This is a genomic window from Desulfocurvus thunnarius, from assembly GCF_055390965.1.
Genome location: NZ_AP042411.1, coordinates 1,045,162 through 1,064,403, shown reverse-complemented (window position 1 = coordinate 1,064,403; position 19,242 = coordinate 1,045,162). Strand labels below are relative to the sequence as shown.

Sequence of the window (19,242 nt, the reverse complement as noted above, 5' to 3'; positions counted from 1 at the left end):
AACCGGAGTTTCTTCTATGCCGATCGGGATTGGACGCTGGGGGGCTACCTGAGCGGGGTCGCATTCCGAAGCACTTCCGAGGGCGGCAGGCCGAAGCGCTTGCGGAAGGTCACGGCGAAGCGCCCCAGCTCCGTGTAGCCCACCCGGTGGGCCGCCTCGGTCACGGTGATGCCGCCGCGCTGCAGCAGCCTGCGGGCCGTTTCCAGCCGCTGGTCGATGATGTAGGCGTGCACCGGCAGCCCGAAGAGCTGCTTGAAGCCCGTCTTGAGCTTGTGCTCGTTCAGGCAGACCAGCCGGGAGAGCTGGGCCAGGGACGGAGCGTTGGCGATGTCCGCGTCGATGGTCTCCTTGGCGCGCATCAGGCTGCGGACCCAGTCTCCGGGCAGGGCCGTGGCGGCGACGGCCCGGCCTGCCCGCGCAACCTGGTCGAGCACCAGGGCCAGCAGTTCGTGCGCCTTGCCCCGACAGTACAGGGCGCGCAGGGCGTCGTCCGGGCGGCCGTCCAGGATGTCGGCGACCACCGCGCGTATCCGGGGCGTCATGGCGGCCTGGCGCAACCGGGGGCCCAGGGTGGCGATGTCGGCCAGGCCGCCCGCCGTCAGGGGGCCGTCCAGGTTCACGGCGAGGTCCACGAAGCGTGCCTTCTGGCCCCTGGTCAGGCGGCAGACGCCCGTGGAGGCGCTGGCGCCCAGGAGCAGATGCCCCGTGGCGAGGGAGATCTCGCGCCCCTCGCGGGTTTGCCAGCGCATCCCGCCTTCGAGGCAGCAGGTGATGCCCAGGCGGCAGTTTCGCCTGTCCGGCCCCGCGGCCAGGGTCATGTCGTCCAGAAGGATCATGTCGATGACGGAGAGCTCCAGGCCTTCGGCCAGGGTGCGGGCGTATTCCCCGCGCAGCGGTCCCTTGTCGAGGTATACGCCGTCGTGGGCCAGCGCGGACGTGTAGGCCCGGCCCAGGGAGCGGCAGGCCGGGCAATCCCGGTCGCCGACGTTGACCAGCGGCATGGGGGGCTGAGCCTGCGGCGGGCTTGTCCGCGTTTTCGTCACATCGTGCGTCATGGCCGACTCCGGGCTTGGGAGGCGTTGCGGAAACAATGCGGCGCGCTGCCGCTTTGCGGTGGATAATGAAAATCAATATCATCTGTCAATGGGATAGGGCGGGGATGGGGCGGGTGGCGCGGCATCGGCCCGGGGCGGCCGCGCGCGGTGGCCGGGCGGTGGCCGTTGTCGGTTTCGAGAGAGGGGGGCGCGGGGCGCCGGATGCGGCCGGGCTATCCGGCGCGCAGCACGATGCGCGTGATTTCCGCGGGCACGCCGATGCGGCAGGGGAAGCCCGCCCAGATGCCCGTGCCGGGGCTGACGTAGAGGGCCGTGCCGCCCGCGTGGTACAGGCCCTTGACGTGACCGCCGTTGTAGCGGGCGACGAGGGGCTGGAGGAAGACTATGGTCCCGCCGTGGGTGTGGCCCGAAAGCTGGACGTGGACCCGGGCGCCGGGGCCGGGCGCGTCGGGGCGGTGGTTCAGGAGGATGGTCACGGCCTCGGGCGCGCCGTCCAGGGCCGCGCGCAGGTCCGGCCCGGGGCCGCCGAAGCGCTGCTCCACCGTGTCCGTCACGCCCGCCACGACCAGGGGCGCGCCGTCGACGGTCAGCGTGCGGTGCGCGTTGTCCAGCATCGTGATGCCCTGGCTCTCGAAGAACGGCCCCCACTGCCCGGCGCGGAAGTAGTATTCATGGTTGCCGTTGATGCCGAAGACGCCGTGGGCCGCGCGCAGGTCGGCCAGGGGCGCCATGGTCCCCCCGAGCTGCGCCGTCAGCCCGTCCACCATGTCGCCCGTCAGGGCCACCAGGTCCGGGCGCAGGGCGTTGGTCCGCTCCACCACGGCGTGCAGCCAGTCGCGGCCCAGGATGGGGCCCACGTGCAGGTCCGAGAGCTGGACCACGGACAGGCCGTCCAGGGCCGGGGGCAGGCCGGGCACGCCGATCTCCACCGTGCGTACCTCGGGCACCCGCGTACCCTGCCAGGCGCCCCAGGCGCCCAGGCCCAGGGCCACGGCCACAAGCCCCCCGCCCAGGGCGGCCCGGGAAACGGGCAGGGCCCACGAGGCGCCCGCCAGACGGCCGGCCCAGAGCAGCAGGTGCAGGGCGTCCTTGAGCAGCAGCAGCGCGAACAGGACCACGGCGGCGGCGAAGAGCGCCTCCATGACCAGCAGCAGAGGGCGCGGCAGGTCCGGCGCGAAGAACGAACCGCCGAAGGCCTCGTAGAGGAAGAACTTGGCGCAGACGGCCAGCACGGCGAGCATGGCCGCCGCCCTGACGGGCCAGCGCCAGGGCAGGGGCAGCACGAGGCTTGCGCTGATGTAGCCGAACAGGAGCAGGACGGGCAGGAGCAGGCGCATGGTCGTTCCGTATGGGCTTTTGGGGGTGTCCGTGGGCTTTGGGCCGGTGGGGCCGCGGCGTTTCGCGCGGCGCAGTTGCCAAACTAATCATCTCCTGGTCTTTGGGTAGGGGGGCGGGGTGGTTTTCAGTGCCCAGCGCCCTCCTGACTCTTCCTGCGCAGGGGCGGTCCGGCAGGGGCAGGCTCGTCATCGCCCAGTTTTTGGGGTATCCTGGGCGTGTGTCCCCGGCATGCCCGCAACGGGCCCCGGCCCGGTCGCGAGCGCATGCGCGCCCCGGCACGCAAGGAGAACGCCATGAACGACTACATCGGGACGCTGCGCGGCCGGTACGCCACCAAGCGCTTCGAGCCCGGCCACGCCCTGACCGAAGCCGAGCTGCGGGCCATCCAGACCATTCTGCGATTGTCCCCGTCGTCCACCAACCTCCAGCCCTGGCACTTCGTCATCGCCGCCAGCGGCCAGGGCCGGGAGCGCGTGGCCCGGGCGGCCCAGGGGCCCTACGAGTACAACGCGCCCAAAATCCGCGACTGCTGCGCTGCCATAGTGCTCTGCACGCGCACGGACGTGGACGCGGCCTACACCGACGCCGTGCTGGCCCAGGAGGAGCGCGACGGGCGTTTTCCCTCCGCGCAGGTCAAGGCCGCCAACCGCAAGGGCCGCGAGTTCTTCGCCGACCTGCACCGCACCGTGCGCCATGACATGCCCCACTGGCTGGAAAAGCAGACCTATCTGGCCCTGGGCAATCTGCTGGTCGGCGTGGCGCACCTCGGGCTCCAGGCCTGCCCCATGGAGGGCTTCGATCCCGACGTGCTGGCCCGCGAGCTGGACCTGACCGCCCGGGGGCTGGTGCCCAGCGTCGTCGTGGCCGTGGGCCGCGGCGCGCCGGACGACTTCAACGCCCGGGCGCCCAAGTCGCGCTGGCCGCTGGAACGCGTGGTCAGCGTCATCTAGGCCCCCGGGCCCGGCAGCAAGAATCGGATTGAGGCCCGTCCGCGCCGCGCCTAGGATGCCCCCACGAGGTGACGACCATGAGCACGACGCACGACGGGCAGTATGCGCTGGTGGAGCGCGCCATCGGCTACATCCGCGCCAACGCCGCCGACCAGCCCGGCCTGGAGGCCGTGGCCCGCGAGGTGGGCCTGAGCGCCTTCCACCTGCAACGGGTGTTTTCCCAATGGGCGGGCATTTCGCCCAAGAAGTTCCTGCAATACGTGACCAAGGAGAGCGTTCTCGAGCGCCTGGAGCACGGCCGGAGCCTGCTCGACGCGGCCTACGGCGCGGGCCTGTCCGGCCCCGGGCGGCTGCACGATCTGCTGGTGCTCTGCGAGGCCATGACCCCCGGCGAGGCCCGCGCCCGGGGCCGGGGCGTGACCATCGGCCACGCCTTCGGCCCCACGCCCCTGGGCCCGGCCCTTGTCGGCTGGACCGCGCGCGGGGTCTGCCATCTGGCCTTCGCCCAGGGGGCGGACGCGGCCCTGGGCGAACTGCGGGCCCGCTGGCCGCTGGCCCGGCTGGAAGAGCGCCCCGACGAGGGTCGCGCGCTGCTGGAGCGCATCTTCGTGCGCCGCGACGCCCCGGTGCGCGTGCTCCTGCGCGGGACGAATTTTCAGATGAAGGTCTGGGAAGCGTTGGTGAAAACGCCGCCCGCCGCGCTGGTGACCTATGCGGACCTGGCCCGGGCCATCGGCCGGCCCCGGGCCGCGCGGGCCGTGGGCGGCGCCCTGGCCCGCAACCACGTGGCCGTGCTCATCCCCTGCCACCGGGTCATCCGCGAGGGCGGAGCGCCGGGGGCCTATCGCTGGGGCGTCGAACGCAAGCTGGCCCTGCACGGCTGGGAGCGGGCGCGGGAAGACGCGCGGGACGGCGCGGCGGCGCCCGCCGCCGTACAGGCCGGGGCGTAGGCCCGGCCTCAGCCCGCCTGGGGCAGGTGCGCCAGAACCAGGGAGCCCACCAGGGACAGGGCCAGGGTCCAGTTGAAGGCCAGCACCCGGAGCCGCGTGTTGAGGAAGCGGCCCACCCCCGCGCCCAAAAGCGCCCAGGCGCTGAAGCAGGGCGGGACCATCACCGCGAACAGCGCGGCGATGACCAGCACCTCGCTGAACACGCCCGCCCCGCCGGTGGTGAACAGCGACACCGCGCCGATGTACATCATCCAGCATTTGGGGTTCAGCCACTGGAAGACCGCCGCCTGGCCGAAGGTCAGGGGCCGGGCGGCCTCGCCCGCGTCGCCCCGGCCCAGGCCCGTTTGGCCGGAAAAGCGCGTGATCTTCCAGGCCAGCCAGAGCATGTAGGCCGAGCCCACCACGTCCAGGGCCGCATGCAGCGCGGGCCAGGCCAGGAACAGCCGCCCCAGCCCGGCGCCGACCAGCACGCACATCACCGGCAGGGAGACCAGGGCGCCCAGGATGTGCGGCAGGCAGCTCCGGTAGCCGTGGTTGGCGCCCGTGGCCGTGAGCACGATGTTGTTCGGGCCGGGGGTGACGGTCATGGTGAAGCAGAACAGGGTCAACGGCACGAGATCCATGGGCGTGGGCGACACGGGCGTCTCCTCAAGGCGGCGGCTGGGCCGGGGTTCGGGGTCCGGTCGGGCGGGATGCCCGACCTTGTGTCTGCCTACGATTGACACAATCCGCGCGTCAAAATATCAATTGTCACCATGACAATCCGTTTCCCCCTGCCGCAGGCCCAGGGCCCCGGCCCGCGCTATCTGGCCCTGGCCGACGCCATCGAGGCGGCCATCGCTTCGGGGCTGCTGGCCCCGGGCGCGGCCCTGCCCACCCACCGCGAACTGGCCGCCGCCATGGGCGTGACCGTGGGTACCGTGACCCGGGGCTATGCCGAGGCCGCCCGGCGCGGGCTCGTGCGCGGCGAGCGCGGCCGGGGCACCTACGTGGGCCAGCCCGACGAGGACTTCGCCCGCCTGCTGGACCCCGACGCCCGGGGCGCCCTGTCCACCGCCCCCGACCCCGGGGCGGCGCCCGCCTCCGGCGGCCGGGGCCCGGCTCTTCCCGACGCGCCCGCCGCCCAGCCGGTGGACATGGGCCTGACTGCGGCCTACCAGCACCTGGGGCCGGACCTGGGCCGGGCCCTGACGCGCATCGCGCGTTCCCCGGGGCTGGACGACCTCGTGGGCCGCTACGGCGCGCGCGGCCTGCCGCGCCACCGCGAGGCCGGGGCCGCCTGGGCCGGAGCCCACGGCTGCCCGGCGCGCCCGGGCGAGATGCTGGTCGCCTCCGGCGCGCAGCATGCGCTGCTGGTGGCCCTGGGCGGGCTGTTCGGGCCCGGCGAGCGCCTGGCCGTGGAAAGCCTGACCTATCCGCTCATCAAGCCCCTGGCCAAGCGCCTGCGGCTGCATCTGGTGCCCGTGGAGCTGGACGCCCACGGCCTGGACCCCGACGCCCTGGCCCGGGCCTGCGCCCGCCAGCGCGTGCGCGGGCTCTACGTCATGCCCGCCTGCCAGAACCCGACCACGGCGCACATGCCCGAGTACCGCAGGCACGAGGTCGTGGCCGTGTGCCGCCGCTTCGGGCTGCGCATCATCGAGGACGGCGTGTACGCCCTGACGGTGGGCGAAACCCTGCCGCCCCTGGCGGCCCTGGCTCCGGAGCGGGGCTGCTTCGTCTGCGGCACGTCCAAGGTGCTGTGCGACAGCCTGCGCGTGGCCTTTTTGCGCGCCCCGGCGGCGGACCTGCCCGCCCTGGAGGCCGCCGTGGAGTGGAGCTCGTGGAAGGCCGCGCCGCTGATGGTCGAGGTGCTGGCCCAGTGGCTGGCCGACGGCACCGTGCGCCGGACCATCGAAGCCAACCGCGCCGAGGCCGGGGCGCGCAACGCGCTCGTGGCCGAGGTGCTCGGCCCGGGCACCTGCCGCACGCGGCCCACGGGCTATTTCGCCTGGCTGCCCCTGCCGCGCCGCTGGCGCGCCGTGGAGTTCGCCGCCGAGGCCGCCCGGCGCGGGGTGGTGGTGGCCCATGGGGAGCACTTCGCCGTGGGCGCGGCCCAGGCCGAGCAGGGCGTGCGGCTGTCGCTGCTGGGCGTGCGTTCCCGGGAGGCTTTGCGTCAGGGGCTGGAAACGCTGGCCGGGCTGCTGCGGCTCTAGGGCGGGCCGCCGGGGCCCGGCGGGCGTGCCCTGAAAACGGACTTTTTAGGCGTTTTCGGTCATTCCTGGACGGTTTTTCGGAGATACGGCATCCGCGCATCCCGCGCTTGCCCCGGCAAAAGAAAAAAGTGCGCGGGAAGTCGAAAATCTCACAGCCCCCTTGTTTCCGGTTTTCGGCGTATGCTATAAGGCTGCTCCCGAACGGGAAGTCCCCCAATATGTATAGGGAAAGGGAGAACCGATGACCCGCAAAGACAGAACCGAAGGTATCTATTCGCGCCGCGAGGTGCTCGACGAGTCCGAGCGCAGGCAATACTACACCATCCAGTTGAAGGAACTGCTCTCCTACGCCTACCGTTACTCCGAGGACGTGAAGAAGCGCTTCGACCGGGCCCAGTTCAACGTCGAAAAGTTCAAGACGCTCAACGACCTGAAGCACATCCCCATCCTCAAGAAGAAGGAACTGATCTTCCTGCAATCCATGGGGCCGCGCCTGGGCGGGCTGCTGACCAAGGACCTGGGCGAACTGCGCCGGGTGTTCCTTTCCCCGGGTCCGATTTTCGACCCCGAAGACCGCGGCGAGGACTACTGGGGCTGGACCGAGGGCTTCTACGCGGCGGGCTTCCGCCCCGGCGACCTGGCCCAGGTGACCTTCAACTACCACCTGACCCCCGCCGGGCTGATGTTCGAGGAGCCGCTGAAGAACCTGGGTTGCGCCGTGGTGCCCGCCGGGCCCGGCAACACCAGCACCCAGATCGACATCCTCCAGAAGCTGCGCGTCACCGGCTACGTGGGCACCCCGAGCTACCTGATGCACTTGGCCCAGAAAGCCGAGGAGGCCGGGCTGAACCTGCGCAAGGACCTGTTCGTGGAAGTGGCCTTCGTCACCGGCGAAAAGTTCCCCGAGAAGATGCGCACCACCCTGGAGAAGAAGTTCGACCTCATCATGCGCCAGGGCTACGGCACCGCCGACGTGGGCTGCATCGGCTACGAATGCTTCCACACCAACGGTCTGCACATCGCCAACCGCGCCTACGTGGAAATCTGCCACCCCGACACGGGCATCCCCCTCAAGGACGGCGAGGTGGGCGAGATCGTGGTCACGGCCTTCAACAAGACCTACCCGCTGATCCGCCTGGCCACCGGCGACCTGTCGTACATCGACCGCGCCCCGTGCGCCTGCGGCCGCAGCAGCCCGCGCCTGGGCAACATCGTCGGCCGGGTGGACACCACCACGCGCATCAAGGGCATGTTCGTCTACCCGCACCAGGTCGAGCAGGTCATGGCCCGCTTTGAGGAGATCAAGCGCTGGCAGATCGAGGTCACCAACCCCGGCGGCATCGACGAGATGGTGCTTTCGGTGGAGGCGTCCAACTTCAAGCGCGAGGACGAGCTGCTGCACGACTTCCGCCAGCAGATCAAGCTGCGCCCCGACCTGAAGATCGTGCCCCCCGGCACCCTGCCGCCGCAGATCCGGCCCATCGAGGACAAGCGCAAGTGGGACTAGCCGGACCGGCCTGGACAGCCATCCTGCGCATGGGGGCCGCCGTCGTACTGGCGGCGGCCCTTTGCGCCTGCGCCGCCGTGCGCCCGCCTGAGCTGGCGGCGCCCCCGGCGGACGTGCGCCCCGGCGAGGCCTTCGACGCCGCCGCCCGGCCCCTGGGGCTGGACGCGCTGGCCCGGCGCGCCGCCGGGGCGGATTACATCCTGCTGGGCGAATCGCACGCCTCGGCCTGCGACCACCGCGTACAGGCCGACGTGCTGGCGGCCATGGCCGCCCTGGGCGCGGTGCCCGTGCTGGGGCTGGAGATGGTGCCCGCCGAAAGGCAGCCCGTGCTGGACCGCTTCAACGCCGGGGAGATCGACGTGGACGGGCTGGCCGGGGCCGTGGACTGGAAGGGCGTCTGGGGCCACCCGTATGCCGCGTACCGCCCCGTGTTCGAGGCCGCGCGGCGCGCGGGCGCGCCCCTGGCGGGGCTGAACGTGCCCCGGCGGGTGGTGCGCGCCGTGGGCGAAGGCGGCCTGGAGGCCCTGGCGCCCGAGGACCGGGCCCTGGCCCCCGAGACGATCATCCCCCCCGCCCCGGAGCAGGTGGCGGACCTGGAGCGCGTCCTCGCGCGCCACGCCATGCCCGGCCACGGAGACGGCGAGGCCGCCGCGCCCGTTTCACCTTCGGCGCAGGCCGAGCGCCGCGAACGCTTCCTGCGCGTCCAGGCCCTGTGGGACACGGCCATGGCCCGCGCCGCCGTGGCCGCCCGGCGGGCCCAGGGCCGCCCGGTGCTCATCCTGGCCGGGGTCGGCCACGTGGAAAACGGCTGGGGCATCGCCCGGCGGCTGCACGTGCTCGACCCCGGGGCCCGGGTCTTTTCCGTGCTGCCCTGGCGCGGGGGCGAGAGCTTCGAGCCCGCCGGGGCCGACGCCTTTTTCCTGTGCCCGGCGACGCACACCTCGCGCCTGGGTTTCGTGCTCCAGGAGGGCGACGGCGGGGTCACGGTCGCCGACGTGGCGCCGGACACCCGTGCGGCCCGGGCCGGATTCCTGCCCGGCGACATCCTCCTTGCCGTCATGGGCGAGCCCGTCGTGGACTTGTGGGTACTGCACAAGGGCGCCCTCAAGGCCGGGCGCGCCGGAGTGCCCCTGGCCATTACCGTCGAGCGCGACGGGCGGATTCTGGAACTGGCCGTGCCCTTGACGGGGGCGGGCGGCGGCCGTGGCGATTCTCCGGACGCCCCCTCCGAGCCTTCCGGCGCCGCCCCGCAGGGGGCCGAGTAGCATGCCCGAACTGCCCGAAGTGGAAACCATCGCCCGGGGCCTGCGCGAGGACCTTTGCGGCGCGCGCGTGGCCGCCGGAGCCCTGCTGTGGCCCGGGGTGCTGGAGGCCGACCACGGCGCCCTGGACGGCCCGGCCTTCCTGCGCGCCGTGGCCGGGGCGCGCATCGACGCCGTGTGGCGCCGGGGCAAGGTGCTGCTGCTGGACCTGGCCGGAACGGGAGGCGCGCCCCACGCCGCGCCCGGCGTCACCCCGGGTGCCGCACCGCTGCACCTGGCCTTCCACCTGCGCATGACCGGGCGGCTTACGGTGGAGCCCGGGGGCACAGCGCCCGGCGTGCATACCCGCCTGCTGCTGGACCTCGCCGACGGGCGGCGGCTGTTTTTCGCCGACGCGCGCAAGTTCGGCCGCTGCCGGGCCATGGCCCCCGAGGCCCTGGGCCGCTGGCCGTTTTTCGCCGCCCTGGGCCCCGAGCCTCTGGAACTGGACGCCCCGGCCTTCGCCGCCCTGCTCGCCGGACGCCGCGCGCGCATCAAGGCCCTGCTGCTGGACCAGTCCGTGCTGGCCGGGGTGGGCAATATCTACGCCGACGAGAGCCTGTTCCGCGCGGGCATCCACCCGGCGGACACGGCGGCGGCCATCGGCCCCGCGCGCCTGGAGCGGCTGCACGGCGCCCTGGCGGCGGTGCTTCGCGAAGCCATCGCGGCCAACGGCTCGTCCATCAGCGACTACGTGAACGCCCACGGCGACGCCGGGGCCTTCCAGAACGATTTTCGCGTCTACGGGCGCCGGGGCTGCCCCTGCCGGGTCTGCGCCACGCCCCTGGCCCGGACCACTGTCGCCGGGCGGACCACGACCTTCTGCCCCCTTTGCCAGCGCCCCGCATGGGCCGGAGATTCATGACCAACCACGCCCGCGTCATCGCCAGGAACGCCGCCATCGTCGCCGGGGCCACACTGGCCTCGCGCATCCTCGGCTTCGTGCGCGATCTGGTCACGGCCTTCGCCCTGGGCGCCGGGCCCCTGGCCGACGCCTTCTTCGTGGCCTTCCGTCTGCCGAACCTGCTGCGGCGCCTGTTCGGCGAGGGTTCGCTGACCATGGCCTTCGTGCCCGTGTACACGCGCACCCGCGAGGAGTCCGGGCAGGCCGAGGCCTATGCCATGGCCCGTTCGCTCATGGTCTGGGTGCTGCTGGTGCTGGGGGTGGTCACCGCCGTGGCCATGCTCGGGGCCGGCCCCCTGGTGCGCGTCATCGCCCCGGGCTTCGCCGACGACCCTGAACTGCTGGCGCTGACCGCCGACCTGACGCGCATCTGCTTCCCCTACATCCTCTTCGTGGCGGGCATGGCCCTGTGCATGGGGCTGCTCAATGCCTCGGGGCGCTTTCTGGCCCCGGCCCTGGCGCCCTGCGCGCTGAACGTCAGCCTCATCGCCGCCGCGCTGCTGGGCGTGTGGGCCGGGTGGTCCGTGCCGCATTGCCTGGCCGTGGGCGTGCTGGTGGCCGGGGCGGCGCAACTGGCCCTGCAACAGCCCTCCATGGCCGCCGTGGGCTTCACCTGGGCCGGGCCCTGGGCCCTGCGCCACCCGGGGGTGGGCCGCACGGCGCGGCTCATGCTGCCCACGGTCTTCGGCGCCGCCGTCTACCAGATCAACATCGTCATCGGCACCATGCTGGCCTCGCTGCTGGCCGCGGGCAGCATCTCCTACCTCTACTACGCCGACCGGCTGGTGCAGTTCCCCCTGGGGGTGTTCGGCGTGGCCGTGAGCACCGCCGCCCTGCCGAGCCTTTCGGCCCTGGCCGCGCGCGGCGACCTGGACGAGTTCCGCGCCACCCTGAACGCCAGCATCAAGCTGACCCTGTTCATCAGCCTGCCCGCCGCCGCCGGGCTCATGGCCCTGGCCGGGCCCATCGTGGCGCTGCTGTTCCAGCGCGGGGCCTTTGCCGCCGACGCCGTGAGCGCCACGGCCTGGGCCCTGGTGGCCTACGGGGCGGGCCTGCCCGCCTTCGCCCTGGTCCGCCCCCTGGTCTCGGCCTATTACGCCCTGCAGGACACGCGCACCCCCGTGCGCGTGGGCGTGGTCTGTCTGGTGGTCTACGTGGTCAGCGGCGTGGGGCTCATGCAGGTCATGGACCATGTTGGGCTGGCCCTGGCGACCACCGTTTCGTCCTGGGCCAACGCGGGGCTGCTGCTCCTGGGCCTGCGCCGCCGCTTCGGGCCCGGGTGGGCCACCTTCCAGCGTCAGGGTCTGCTGTACGCGGGCCAGTCGCTGCTCATGGGCCTGGGCGCCCTGGCCACCGTGGGCCTCGGGCGCTGGGCCGTGGCGCTCATCCCCTTGTGGGCCGTGGGCTACGCGGCCCTGTCCCTGGTGACGGGCGTGCCCGAGGCCCGGCTGGTGCTCGACGCGCTGCGCCGCCGCCTGCGGCGGCGCTGAGGCCCGCGCGACCGGCCCCGTACGCAACGAAAGCCCCGCCAAACGGCGGGGCTTTCGTTTTGCGGGCCCGGGCCCGGCGCAGGCCGGAGCGGGGTTACTTGCCCAGGGCCGGGTGCTTCTCGTCGCGCAGCACGAAGAGGATGGTGTACTTGGCGCGCAGTTCTTCCATGAGCTTGTTTTCCAGGGAGCGGTCCATGTCCTGGATGCGGATGAAGACCTTGCGCGTGGGGGCGCCCTCGGGCTCGTAGGCGGTGAGCACGCTCATGATCCGCGCCTTGTGGGCGTTGAGGATGGCGATGACGCCGCCCAGGGTGCCGGGGTCGTCGGGCAGGTCGATGGCCAGTTGCAGGCCGCCGTGGAGCACGCCGGTGATGGAGATGAGCACGTTGAACACGTCGGTCTGGGTGATGACGCCGACCAGGGTTCCGGCCTTGTCCACCACGGGCAGCCCGCCGATCTTGTTGTCCATCATCAGGATGGCGGCCTTTTCCACGGATTCGTCGGGAGTGATGGTGACGATCTTGGTGGACATGATGTCCTTCACCTTGATCTCGGAGAGCAGGTAGTACAGCTCGTGCACGTCCAGGGTGGTGGCCTTGGAGGGCGAGGCTTCCTTGATGTCGCGGTCGGTGACCACGCCGAGCAGCGCGCCCTTGTCGTCCACCACGCACAGGGTGCGGATGCGCTTGTCCTTGAGGGCCTTGGAGGCGCGCATCATGGACGTGTCCGGAGTCACGGTGACGGGGGTCTTGCTCATCCAGTTGCCTACGAGCATGGGAAGCCTCCTTTGCTGCCTGCCCCGCGCGGCGGGGCGGATCGCTTGCGCGGTGGTTTTTGTCCTTGGATTCGGGGAGTTGCCATCCTTATGGCCTACATGACACGCCCGCCGGGGGTTTTCAACTGTTTTCGCGTCGGCTGCGCGGGCCCGGCGTTTTACGCGGGCAGGCCCCGGGCCCGGCGGTGGGCCTTGAGGTCTTCGAGCACCTTGTAGGGCACGTGCAGCCCGCCCTTGCCCCGGCCCAGGGCGATGGCGGGCTTGACCGCGCCGTGAAAGTCCGACCCGCCGCTGACCGCGAGATCCAGCTCGGCGGCCAGGGCCAGGTAGGCCTCGGTCTGGGAGCGGGTGTGCTCGGTGTAGTGGGCCTCGATGCCGTCCAGGCCCAGGGCTTTCAGCTCCACGAGCATGGCGCGCAGGGCCGGGCCTTCCAGTTCCAGGGTGTACGGGTGGGCCAGGACGGTGGTCGCGCCCTCGGCGCGCAGGATTTCCAGGGCCTTGGCCGGGGTGAATTTGTCCTTGGGCAGGTAGGCCCGGCCCGTGGAACCCAGGTAGCGGTCGAAGGCCTCCTGCACCGAGCCCGCGGCCCCGGCCTCCATGAGCGCCAGGGCCAGGTGCGGGCGGCCCACGGTGCCCTGGCCCGCGATTTCCAGCACGCGCTCGTAGGTCACGTCGATGCCCAGGGCGCGCAGCTTGTCCACGATGCGCACGTTGCGGCTGGCCCGGCGTTCGTTGAGCCAGGCGAAGCCTTCCTCCAGCCGGGCCGGGCGCTCGGGCAGGAACAGGCCGAGCAGGTGCATGAAGCCCGAGGGCGAACTGACGGACAGCTCGCAGCCCGCGATGACCTCCAGGCCCTCGCGGCGCCCGGCGGCCAGGGCCTCGGGCAGCCCGGCGCTGGTGTCGTGGTCCGTCAGGGCCAGGGCTTCCAGGCCGCTGCGCCTGGCCAGGGCCACCAGTTCGCCGGGGCTCAGGGTGCCGTCGGAGGCGGTGGAATGGGTGTGCAGATCGATTCCGGGCATGGGGCTCCCCTGGCTTGCGGTTGCGGGGCGAAGCGGCCCCATGCACTGAGCTAGGGCATGGCGGGGGGGCTGTCAACGCCGGGGGCGATCGGGGGCCTGCCGTAGGGTCGCGGGCACGGCGTCCCGGCGGGCCGGAAGGCGGCTGACGGCTTGAAGCGGGCGGCGATTCGGGCTAGAGTCGGCCCTGCCAACCAAGGAGGCCCCCATGACGCTCAACAAGGACCTGCTGGACATCCTGGCCTGCCCCAAGTGCAAGGGCGAGGTGACCCTGCTGGAGAAGCAGGACGGCCTGCGTTGTGATACCTGCAAGGTCGTCTACCCCGTGCGCGACGAGATTCCGGTGATGCTGATCGAGGAGGCCGTGCCCCTGGACCAGTGGCCGGACCGGGCCGAATAGCCCGCGCCGCCGCGCGCCGCGCGGAGCCGGAAAACGGATCGGGGCCGCCCCTTGCCTGGGGCGGCCCCGTTTTCTTTTTGCATGGTGCGCCGCGCGGGCGCCCCGGGCTCAGGCGCTTTTGCGCGACAGCCAGAGGTTGGCCACCGCCAGGAGGGAACTGCCCGCGATGAGCAGCAGCGAGATGGCGTTGATCACCGGGGTGGAGCCGTCGCGCACCTGGAGGTAGAGGTTGATGGGCAGGGTCGGCTCCGAGCCCACCAGGAACAGGGTGGTGTTGAAGTTCTCGAAGCTCATGAGGAAGGCCACGGTGCCCGCGCCGATGATCGCCGGGCGCAGGTAGGGCAGGGTGATGTGCCGGATGACCTGCCAGCGGTTGGCGCCCAGGTTCAGGGCGGCTTCCTCCAGGGTGCGGTCGAACTTGCGCAGCCGCGCCGAGACCACCAGGGTCACGAAGGTGGTGATGAACGAGAACTGGCCGAGGACCACCAGCCAGAAGCTCGGGCGCAGGAAGGGCACGTCCAGCCCGAAGGCGTCTTCGATGAAAAAGCCCGCCGTGTTGGCGGCCAGAAGCTGCGAGATGCCCAGGATGACCCCGGGGATGACCAGGGGCGCCAGCATGAGGAAGTAGAGCGCGCCCTTGAAGGGAAACTTCTCCTGCTCGAAGAGGAAAGCCGCGCAGGTGCCCACCAGTACGGTCATGACGCTGACCCAGAAGGCGGTCTGGAAGCTGGTCCAGATGGCGCGCAGGTTCTGGGCGTCGTGGAAGATGCCCACCCGCTCGGGGCCGGGGGAGACGAACCAGTCCAGCGCGAAGCCGTTCCACGGCAGGGAGGGGAAGTTGGAGTCGTTGAAGGCCAGCACGCAGGTTACGGCCAGGGGCGCGAAAAGGAACACGAAGTACAGGACCACGAACGCCGCGTAGGACCAGGAGTAGGCCCGGGAGTTGGGCAGGGTGCGGATCACGACGCCACCTCCCCGAGCTTCTGGCGCGAGACCTTGAGGCCCAGCCAGATGATGGCCGAACTGAGCGCCAGCAGCAGGAAGCCGAAGGCCGCGCCCTGGTTCCAGTTGAAGCTGGCGATGAACTGGTTGTAGATCTGCTCGGTGAACCACAGGGAGTTCTTGCCGCCCATGAGGTTGGGCGTCAGGTAGTTGCCCAGGCAGAGCATGAAGACCACGATGGAGCCCGAGGTGATGCCCGGCTTGCAGTGGGGCAGGATGATCCGCCACCAGATGACCGCCCGCCCGGCGCCCAGGTCGTGGGCGGCCTCGATGAGGCTGTCGTCCAGGCTCTCCACCGCCGAAACCAGGGGCACGACCATGAACAGCATGGAGGTGTACACTAGGCCCATAATCATTGTCGCGTCGTTGTAGAGCATCTCGATGGGCGTGTCGATGACGCCCAGCTTGAGCAGGGCGAAGTTGACGACCCCCGACTCGCGCAGCAGGATCATCCAGCCGTAGATGCGCACCAGCTCGCTGACCCAGAAGGGCAGCAGCAGCAGCGTGAGCAGAAAGCCCTGCAACCGCACCCGGGCGACCTTGGCGATGTAGAAGGCCACGGGCATGGCCAGCAGGAAGGTGATGGCCGTGGTGATGACCGAGTACATGGCCGTGCGCACGAAGGTCAGCCAGTAGATGGGCTCGCCGAAGAAGTTGGCGTAGTTTTGCAGCGTCCAGGCCGCGCCGCTGCCCGAGCCGTCGCGCAGGCTCATGATGAGCAGGTCCAGGTGCGGCAGGATGATGAGCAGCACGAGCCAGGCCAGCACCGGGGCCAGGAACAGCCAGAACCCCAGGCGCGCCCTACGCATCGCCGCCCTCCCGCCGGAAGCAGATGCCCGACTCGGGGTGCCAGCCCAGGGTGATTTCCTGGCCGGGGCGGATGTGGTCGAAGCGCCGGTTCTGGGGCAGGGTCACCAGCAGTTCGTGCTCGGCGGGCGTCACGGTGAGCAGGCGGCTGTTGGCGCCGTCGAACAGCAGGGCCTTGACCGTGGCCCGGAAGGTGTTCAGCCCGGTGGTGTCGGCGGGCTCGATGCGCATGGCCTCGGGCCGCAGGAACAGGCGCACCGCGCTGCCCGGGGCGCAGACCTCGCGGCAGCGGGCCCCGAAGGTGAAGCCCTCGTCGGTGCGGATGACGGCCAGGGCGCCGGAGCACTCGCGCACCGCGCCCTCCCAGATGTTCGAGTCGCCCACGAACCCGGCCACGAAGGGCGTCGCCGGGTCGCCGTACAGCTCCTGCGGGCTGCCGACCTGCTCGAAGCGGCCCTTGTTCATCACCGCCACGGCGTCGGACATGACCAGCGCCTCGGACTGGTCGTGGGTGATGTAAATGAACGTCGTGCCCACCTTGGCCTGGAGCTTTTTCAGCTCGACCTTCATCTGTTCGCGCAGCTTGAGGTCCAGGGCGCCCAGGGGTTCGTCCAAAAGCAGCACCGAGGGCTCCAGCACCAGGCAGCGGGCGATGGCCACGCGTTGCTTCTGGCCGCCGGAGAGCTGGCCGATTTCCTTGGTGCCGAAGCCCGGCAGGCCCACGCGCTCCAGGGTGCGCTCCACGCGGCGGGCGATCTCGGCCCGGGGGGTGCCCCGGCGCTCCAGCCCGAAGGCGATGTTGCGGGCCACGTTCATCATCGGGAACAGGGCCAGATGCTGGAACACGAGGTTCACCGGGCGGCGGTTGGGCGCCACCTGGGCCATGTCGCGGCCGCGGATGGCGATGGTGCCCGAGGTGGGCTCCTCGAACCCGGCGACCATGCGCAGCATGGTCGTCTTGCCGCAGCCCGAGGGGCCGAGGATGGAAAAGAAGGAGCCCGCCGGAACGTCGAAGGACACGTCGTCCACGGCGGTGAACTGGTCGAAGCGCTTGACCAGATGGCTGACGGAGAGGTCGTTTTCCATGCCGGAACCCGCAGGGCTGGTGGTGAGGGCGGCGAAAAAAGAGCAGGGGGGCGGTGGCCCGCCCCCCTGCCGCCGTCAAATACTTAATTGGCGGCCTTGATCTTGTCCAGCACCTTGCCTTCCATGGCCTCCAGGCTGGCCGGGACGGGCGGGTACCACTTGATGTTGTCGATGGTCGCCTGCGGGAAGGAGCGCTCGAAGTTGGCGCGCACGTCGGCGACGACGTGGGCGTTGGCGCCCTGCGAGGCGGTGGGGGTGTTCTCCGCGCTGGTGAACACGGCGGCGTTCTCGGGGCGCAGCATGAAGTTGATCCACTTGTAGGCCGCCGCGACGTTTTCGGCCTTGGCCGGGATGGCGAAGGTGTCGATCCAGCCCAGGGCGCCCTCCTTGGGGGCCACGAAGTCGATGGCCGGATTCTCGGCGTGCAGCTTCCAGCCGCCGTTGTCCCAGGCCATGGCCACGAAGACCTCGCCGGAGCGCATGGATTCGAGCAGGGCGTCGCCGTTGGCCCAGTAGTTCTTGACCAGGGGCTTGGCGGCGATGAGGGCCTCCGCGATCTTGTCGAGCATGGCCTGATAGGCGGCGGGGTCGGAGTACAGGGCGAAGGGGTCGTAGCCCAGGGCGAAGCCCATGGCGATGAGGGTCGGGCGCTTCAGGCGGTAGCTCACGCGGCCCTGGAACTGCGGGTCGAGCAGGGCCTTGAAGGAATCGACCCCGGCGGCCTTGTCGGCGTTGACGATGAGCCCCGAGGTGCCCCAGCAGAAGGGCACGGCGTAGGACTTGCCGTCCACCAGGGTGTTCTTCTTCACGGCCTCGAGCATGGAGGGGATGAACAGGTCGGCCTGGACCTTGGCGAAGTCCACGGGCTGGTAGAGGCCGAACTCCGCCTGCACGGAGGAGATGCGGTCCTGGCTGGGCTGGGCGAGGTCGAAGCCGGCGCCGCGCGTGGCACGCAGCTTGGCGATCATTTCCTCGTTGTTGGAATAGGTCACCTCCACGGTGATGCCGGTCTCGGCCTGGAATTTGTCCACCAGCTCCTTGGGGGCGTAGCCCTTCCAGGTGAGCAGCTTCAGGGTCTCGGCCTGGGCCGCGGTGGAGACGGCCACCAGGGCGAGCAGCAGAAGAAGCAGGACTTTGCGCATGACGTGGCTCCTTGTTTGGGGGTGCCCCCTTCCCGAAAGGAAAAGAGGTGCTTATTCGAGGTACATACTCCGGTTGTCTCCAGGCGGCAAGGCGCGGATGATGGCGATTGGGGGTCGATCGTCACGGTCCGGTGACGGCCGCGGCATTGCCGCGCGCCGTGGGCTTGCGGCCCCGGTCGTGCAGCGTGCGCCGCGCGCGGGCTCTTGCGCGCCTTGAGCGGCCAGCCGCCAATGGAGTGCTCGAAATTTCGTCCGCTGTACCCGCATTTCGTTGTCTGCCGTTCTTGACAGGGTGCGAAGCCTGCTTACCTTTCTCTGCGAAAAGAGGCTTGCAAGCCACGTGCAGCAATATCCCAAGACGGAGGGTAGATGCATGGTCATCGATTTCGGATCCTTCTACGACTTCCCCAGATATTGGGACAAGGTGTTCGAGGAGTTCTTCGGCCCGGCGAGCCTGGCCCAGCGGCGCGCGGCCTACCCGCCCCTGAACATCAGCGAGAACGACGAGCACATCCGCATCCGGGCCGAAATTCCCGGCACGGCGCTGCAGGACGTGGAACTGACGCTGACCGGGCGCAGTCTGGTCATCAAGGGCGAGCGCAAGGCCCCCGAGGGCAAGTACTTCCGCCAGGAGCGCCCGGCGGGCGTGTTCCAGCGGGTGGTGACCCTCAACGTGCCCGTGGAGCGCGACGGCGTGCGCGCCAGCCTGGCCGACGGCGTGCTCGACATCGTGCTGCCCAAGACCGAGGCCGTGAAGCCCAAGAAGATCGACATCCAGATGTCCTAGGAGGTGCGCCATGAGCAACGACATCGCCAAGACCGAACAGGGCCATGAGGCCCGGACCAACGTGCCCCGGTTCCGCCAGCCGTCGGACATCGTCGAGCGCGAGGACGGATTCCATATCTTCATGGATATGCCCGGAGTGAGCAAGGACGGCCTGATTATCGACCTGGAGGACAGCGAACTGGTGGTTTCCGGGCGCGCCTGCGCCGAGCTGCCCGAGGGCGAGAAGTACCTCGAGGTGGAGTTCGGCAGTTGCGAATACCGCCGGGCCTTCAAGCTCTCGGACACCGTGGACCGCGAGCGCATCCGCGCCAGCCTGTCCAACGGCGTGCTGGAGCTGTTCCTGCCCAAGGCCGAAGCCGCCCAGCCCCGGCGCATCGAAATCAAGGCCGGCTGACACGGGCCGCGCCGCCCGCTCGTGCCCGCCGCGACCGGAGCGCGCAACGCGCAGGGCCGCCCCTCCCCCGGGAGAGGCGGCCCGTTGCGTTGGTGCGGCCGGGGACATTGCCTCGCCAAAGGGCTTTTGGCATGGTCCCTGCT

At 70.8% G+C, this 19,242-nt stretch carries 19 protein-coding genes; 10 read left to right on the top strand and 9 right to left on the bottom strand.

Features of this window, described 5'->3' with window-relative positions:
• Nucleotides 1–44 precede the first annotated feature (44 nt).
• Both ACZ5KV_RS04665 and ACZ5KV_RS04660 read right to left on the bottom strand, forming a co-directional pair.
• Nucleotides 45–1,055, bottom strand: a complete 1,011-nt coding sequence (locus ACZ5KV_RS04665; RefSeq protein ID WP_464241184.1) for a helix-turn-helix transcriptional regulator — start codon at nt 1,053–1,055, stop codon at nt 45–47.
• 212 nt (nt 1,056–1,267) lie between these two features.
• Nucleotides 1,268–2,392 carry a metallophosphoesterase gene (locus ACZ5KV_RS04660; RefSeq protein WP_464241183.1) on the bottom strand — a complete coding sequence of 375 codons (1,125 nt, stop codon included), beginning with the start codon at nt 2,390–2,392 and terminating at the stop codon, nt 1,268–1,270.
• A gap of 294 nt (nt 2,393–2,686) precedes the next feature.
• Between ACZ5KV_RS04660 and nfsB the strand changes: the two genes are divergently transcribed.
• Both nfsB and ACZ5KV_RS04650 read left to right on the top strand, forming a co-directional pair.
• Nucleotides 2,687–3,343 (top strand): oxygen-insensitive NAD(P)H nitroreductase, encoded by a 657-nt coding sequence (nfsB, locus tag ACZ5KV_RS04655; RefSeq protein ID WP_464241182.1) that lies wholly within the window; start codon nt 2,687–2,689, stop codon nt 3,341–3,343.
• Between the two features lie 77 nt (nt 3,344–3,420).
• Nucleotides 3,421–4,293, top strand: coding sequence for a methylated-DNA--[protein]-cysteine S-methyltransferase (locus tag ACZ5KV_RS04650; protein ID WP_464241181.1), 873 nt, complete (start codon nt 3,421–3,423; stop codon nt 4,291–4,293).
• An 8-nt stretch (nt 4,294–4,301) separates the two neighbouring features.
• On the opposite strand, the gene ACZ5KV_RS04645 is transcribed toward ACZ5KV_RS04650, so the two are convergent.
• A complete protein-coding gene (locus tag ACZ5KV_RS04645) occupies nt 4,302–4,931 on the bottom strand; it encodes a LysE family translocator (RefSeq protein WP_464241180.1) in 630 nt (209 codons plus the stop codon).
• Between the two features lie 117 nt (nt 4,932–5,048).
• Between ACZ5KV_RS04645 and ACZ5KV_RS04640 the strand changes: the two genes are divergently transcribed.
• The 5 genes from ACZ5KV_RS04640 (at nt 5,049) to murJ (ending at nt 11,690) form a co-directional block, all read left to right on the top strand.
• Nucleotides 5,049–6,488 carry an aminotransferase-like domain-containing protein gene (locus ACZ5KV_RS04640; protein ID WP_464241179.1) on the top strand — a complete coding sequence of 480 codons (1,440 nt, stop codon included), beginning with the start codon at nt 5,049–5,051 and terminating at the stop codon, nt 6,486–6,488.
• 241 nt (nt 6,489–6,729) lie between these two features.
• Nucleotides 6,730–7,995, top strand: a complete 1,266-nt coding sequence (locus ACZ5KV_RS04635) for a phenylacetate--CoA ligase family protein (RefSeq protein ID WP_464241178.1) — start codon at nt 6,730–6,732, stop codon at nt 7,993–7,995.
• Entirely contained in the window at nt 7,986–9,260 is a 1,275-nt protein-coding gene (locus ACZ5KV_RS04630) for a ChaN family lipoprotein (RefSeq protein WP_464241177.1), read from the top strand. Before ACZ5KV_RS04635 ends, ACZ5KV_RS04630 begins: the two co-directional genes overlap by 10 nt.
• Nucleotide 9,261: 1 nt before the next feature.
• Entirely contained in the window at nt 9,262–10,161 is a 900-nt protein-coding gene (gene mutM, locus ACZ5KV_RS04625; RefSeq protein ID WP_464241176.1) for a bifunctional DNA-formamidopyrimidine glycosylase/DNA-(apurinic or apyrimidinic site) lyase, read from the top strand.
• Complete coding sequence (gene murJ, locus ACZ5KV_RS04620) at nt 10,158–11,690, top strand: murein biosynthesis integral membrane protein MurJ (RefSeq protein ID WP_464241175.1); 1,533 nt, start codon at nt 10,158–10,160, stop codon at nt 11,688–11,690. Before mutM ends, murJ begins: the two co-directional genes overlap by 4 nt.
• A gap of 94 nt (nt 11,691–11,784) precedes the next feature.
• Here the strand turns inward: murJ and ACZ5KV_RS04615 are convergent, their stop codons facing one another.
• A complete protein-coding gene (locus tag ACZ5KV_RS04615) occupies nt 11,785–12,465 on the bottom strand; it encodes a CBS and ACT domain-containing protein (protein ID WP_464241174.1) in 681 nt (226 codons plus the stop codon).
• Between the two features lie 158 nt (nt 12,466–12,623).
• Nucleotides 12,624–13,484 carry a PHP domain-containing protein gene (locus tag ACZ5KV_RS04610; protein ID WP_464241173.1) on the bottom strand — a complete coding sequence of 287 codons (861 nt, stop codon included), beginning with the start codon at nt 13,482–13,484 and terminating at the stop codon, nt 12,624–12,626.
• A 205-nt stretch (nt 13,485–13,689) separates the two neighbouring features.
• Here ACZ5KV_RS04610 and ACZ5KV_RS04605 point away from each other — a divergent pair, with 205 nt between their 5' ends.
• A complete protein-coding gene (locus ACZ5KV_RS04605) occupies nt 13,690–13,881 on the top strand; it encodes a Trm112 family protein (RefSeq protein WP_464241172.1) in 192 nt (63 codons plus the stop codon).
• A 108-nt stretch (nt 13,882–13,989) separates the two neighbouring features.
• On the opposite strand, the gene ACZ5KV_RS04600 is transcribed toward ACZ5KV_RS04605, so the two are convergent.
• The 4 genes from ACZ5KV_RS04600 to ACZ5KV_RS04585 form a co-directional block, all read right to left on the bottom strand.
• On the bottom strand, nt 13,990–14,844 hold the full coding sequence (locus tag ACZ5KV_RS04600) for an ABC transporter permease (RefSeq protein ID WP_464241171.1): 855 nt from the start codon (nt 14,842–14,844) through the stop codon (nt 13,990–13,992).
• Entirely contained in the window at nt 14,841–15,692 is an 852-nt protein-coding gene (locus tag ACZ5KV_RS04595; protein WP_464241170.1) for an ABC transporter permease, read from the bottom strand. Before ACZ5KV_RS04595 ends, ACZ5KV_RS04600 begins: the two co-directional genes overlap by 4 nt.
• Complete coding sequence (locus ACZ5KV_RS04590) at nt 15,685–16,776, bottom strand: ABC transporter ATP-binding protein (protein ID WP_464241169.1); 1,092 nt, start codon at nt 16,774–16,776, stop codon at nt 15,685–15,687. The genes ACZ5KV_RS04595 and ACZ5KV_RS04590 overlap by 8 nt, the downstream gene beginning before the upstream one ends.
• Before the next feature lie 83 nt (nt 16,777–16,859).
• Nucleotides 16,860–17,918, bottom strand: coding sequence for an extracellular solute-binding protein (locus tag ACZ5KV_RS04585; RefSeq protein WP_464241168.1), 1,059 nt, complete (start codon nt 17,916–17,918; stop codon nt 16,860–16,862).
• Between the two features lie 373 nt (nt 17,919–18,291).
• Between ACZ5KV_RS04585 and ACZ5KV_RS04580 the strand changes: the two genes are divergently transcribed.
• On the top strand, nt 18,292–18,705 hold the full coding sequence (locus ACZ5KV_RS04580; RefSeq protein ID WP_464241167.1) for an Hsp20/alpha crystallin family protein: 414 nt from the start codon (nt 18,292–18,294) through the stop codon (nt 18,703–18,705).
• Nucleotides 18,706–18,715: 10 nt separating this feature from the next.
• Entirely contained in the window at nt 18,716–19,099 is a 384-nt protein-coding gene (locus ACZ5KV_RS04575; protein WP_464241166.1) for an Hsp20/alpha crystallin family protein, read from the top strand.
• The last annotated feature ends 143 nt before the right edge of the window (nt 19,100–19,242 follow it).

Coding starts and splice junctions, on each gene's coding strand:
- murJ (WP_464241175.1), top strand. CDS start 10,158: ATGACCAACCACGCCCGCGTCATCGCCAGGAACGCCGCCATCGTCGCC.
- ACZ5KV_RS04605 (WP_464241172.1), top strand. CDS start 13,690: ATGACGCTCAACAAGGACCTGCTGGACATCCTGGCCTGCCCCAAGTGC.
- mutM (WP_464241176.1), top strand. CDS start 9,262: ATGCCCGAACTGCCCGAAGTGGAAACCATCGCCCGGGGCCTGCGCGAG.
- ACZ5KV_RS04615 (WP_464241174.1), bottom strand. CDS start 12,465: ATGCTCGTAGGCAACTGGATGAGCAAGACCCCCGTCACCGTGACTCCG.
- nfsB (WP_464241182.1), top strand. CDS start 2,687: ATGAACGACTACATCGGGACGCTGCGCGGCCGGTACGCCACCAAGCGC.
- ACZ5KV_RS04650 (WP_464241181.1), top strand. CDS start 3,421: ATGAGCACGACGCACGACGGGCAGTATGCGCTGGTGGAGCGCGCCATC.
- ACZ5KV_RS04635 (WP_464241178.1), top strand. CDS start 6,730: ATGACCCGCAAAGACAGAACCGAAGGTATCTATTCGCGCCGCGAGGTG.
- ACZ5KV_RS04660 (WP_464241183.1), bottom strand. CDS start 2,392: ATGCGCCTGCTCCTGCCCGTCCTGCTCCTGTTCGGCTACATCAGCGCA.
- ACZ5KV_RS04585 (WP_464241168.1), bottom strand. CDS start 17,918: ATGCGCAAAGTCCTGCTTCTTCTGCTGCTCGCCCTGGTGGCCGTCTCC.
- ACZ5KV_RS04665 (WP_464241184.1), bottom strand. CDS start 1,055: ATGACGCACGATGTGACGAAAACGCGGACAAGCCCGCCGCAGGCTCAG.
- ACZ5KV_RS04580 (WP_464241167.1), top strand. CDS start 18,292: ATGGTCATCGATTTCGGATCCTTCTACGACTTCCCCAGATATTGGGAC.
- ACZ5KV_RS04640 (WP_464241179.1), top strand. CDS start 5,049: ATGACAATCCGTTTCCCCCTGCCGCAGGCCCAGGGCCCCGGCCCGCGC.
- ACZ5KV_RS04590 (WP_464241169.1), bottom strand. CDS start 16,776: ATGGAAAACGACCTCTCCGTCAGCCATCTGGTCAAGCGCTTCGACCAG.
- ACZ5KV_RS04610 (WP_464241173.1), bottom strand. CDS start 13,484: ATGCCCGGAATCGATCTGCACACCCATTCCACCGCCTCCGACGGCACC.
- ACZ5KV_RS04595 (WP_464241170.1), bottom strand. CDS start 15,692: ATGCGTAGGGCGCGCCTGGGGTTCTGGCTGTTCCTGGCCCCGGTGCTG.
- ACZ5KV_RS04575 (WP_464241166.1), top strand. CDS start 18,716: ATGAGCAACGACATCGCCAAGACCGAACAGGGCCATGAGGCCCGGACC.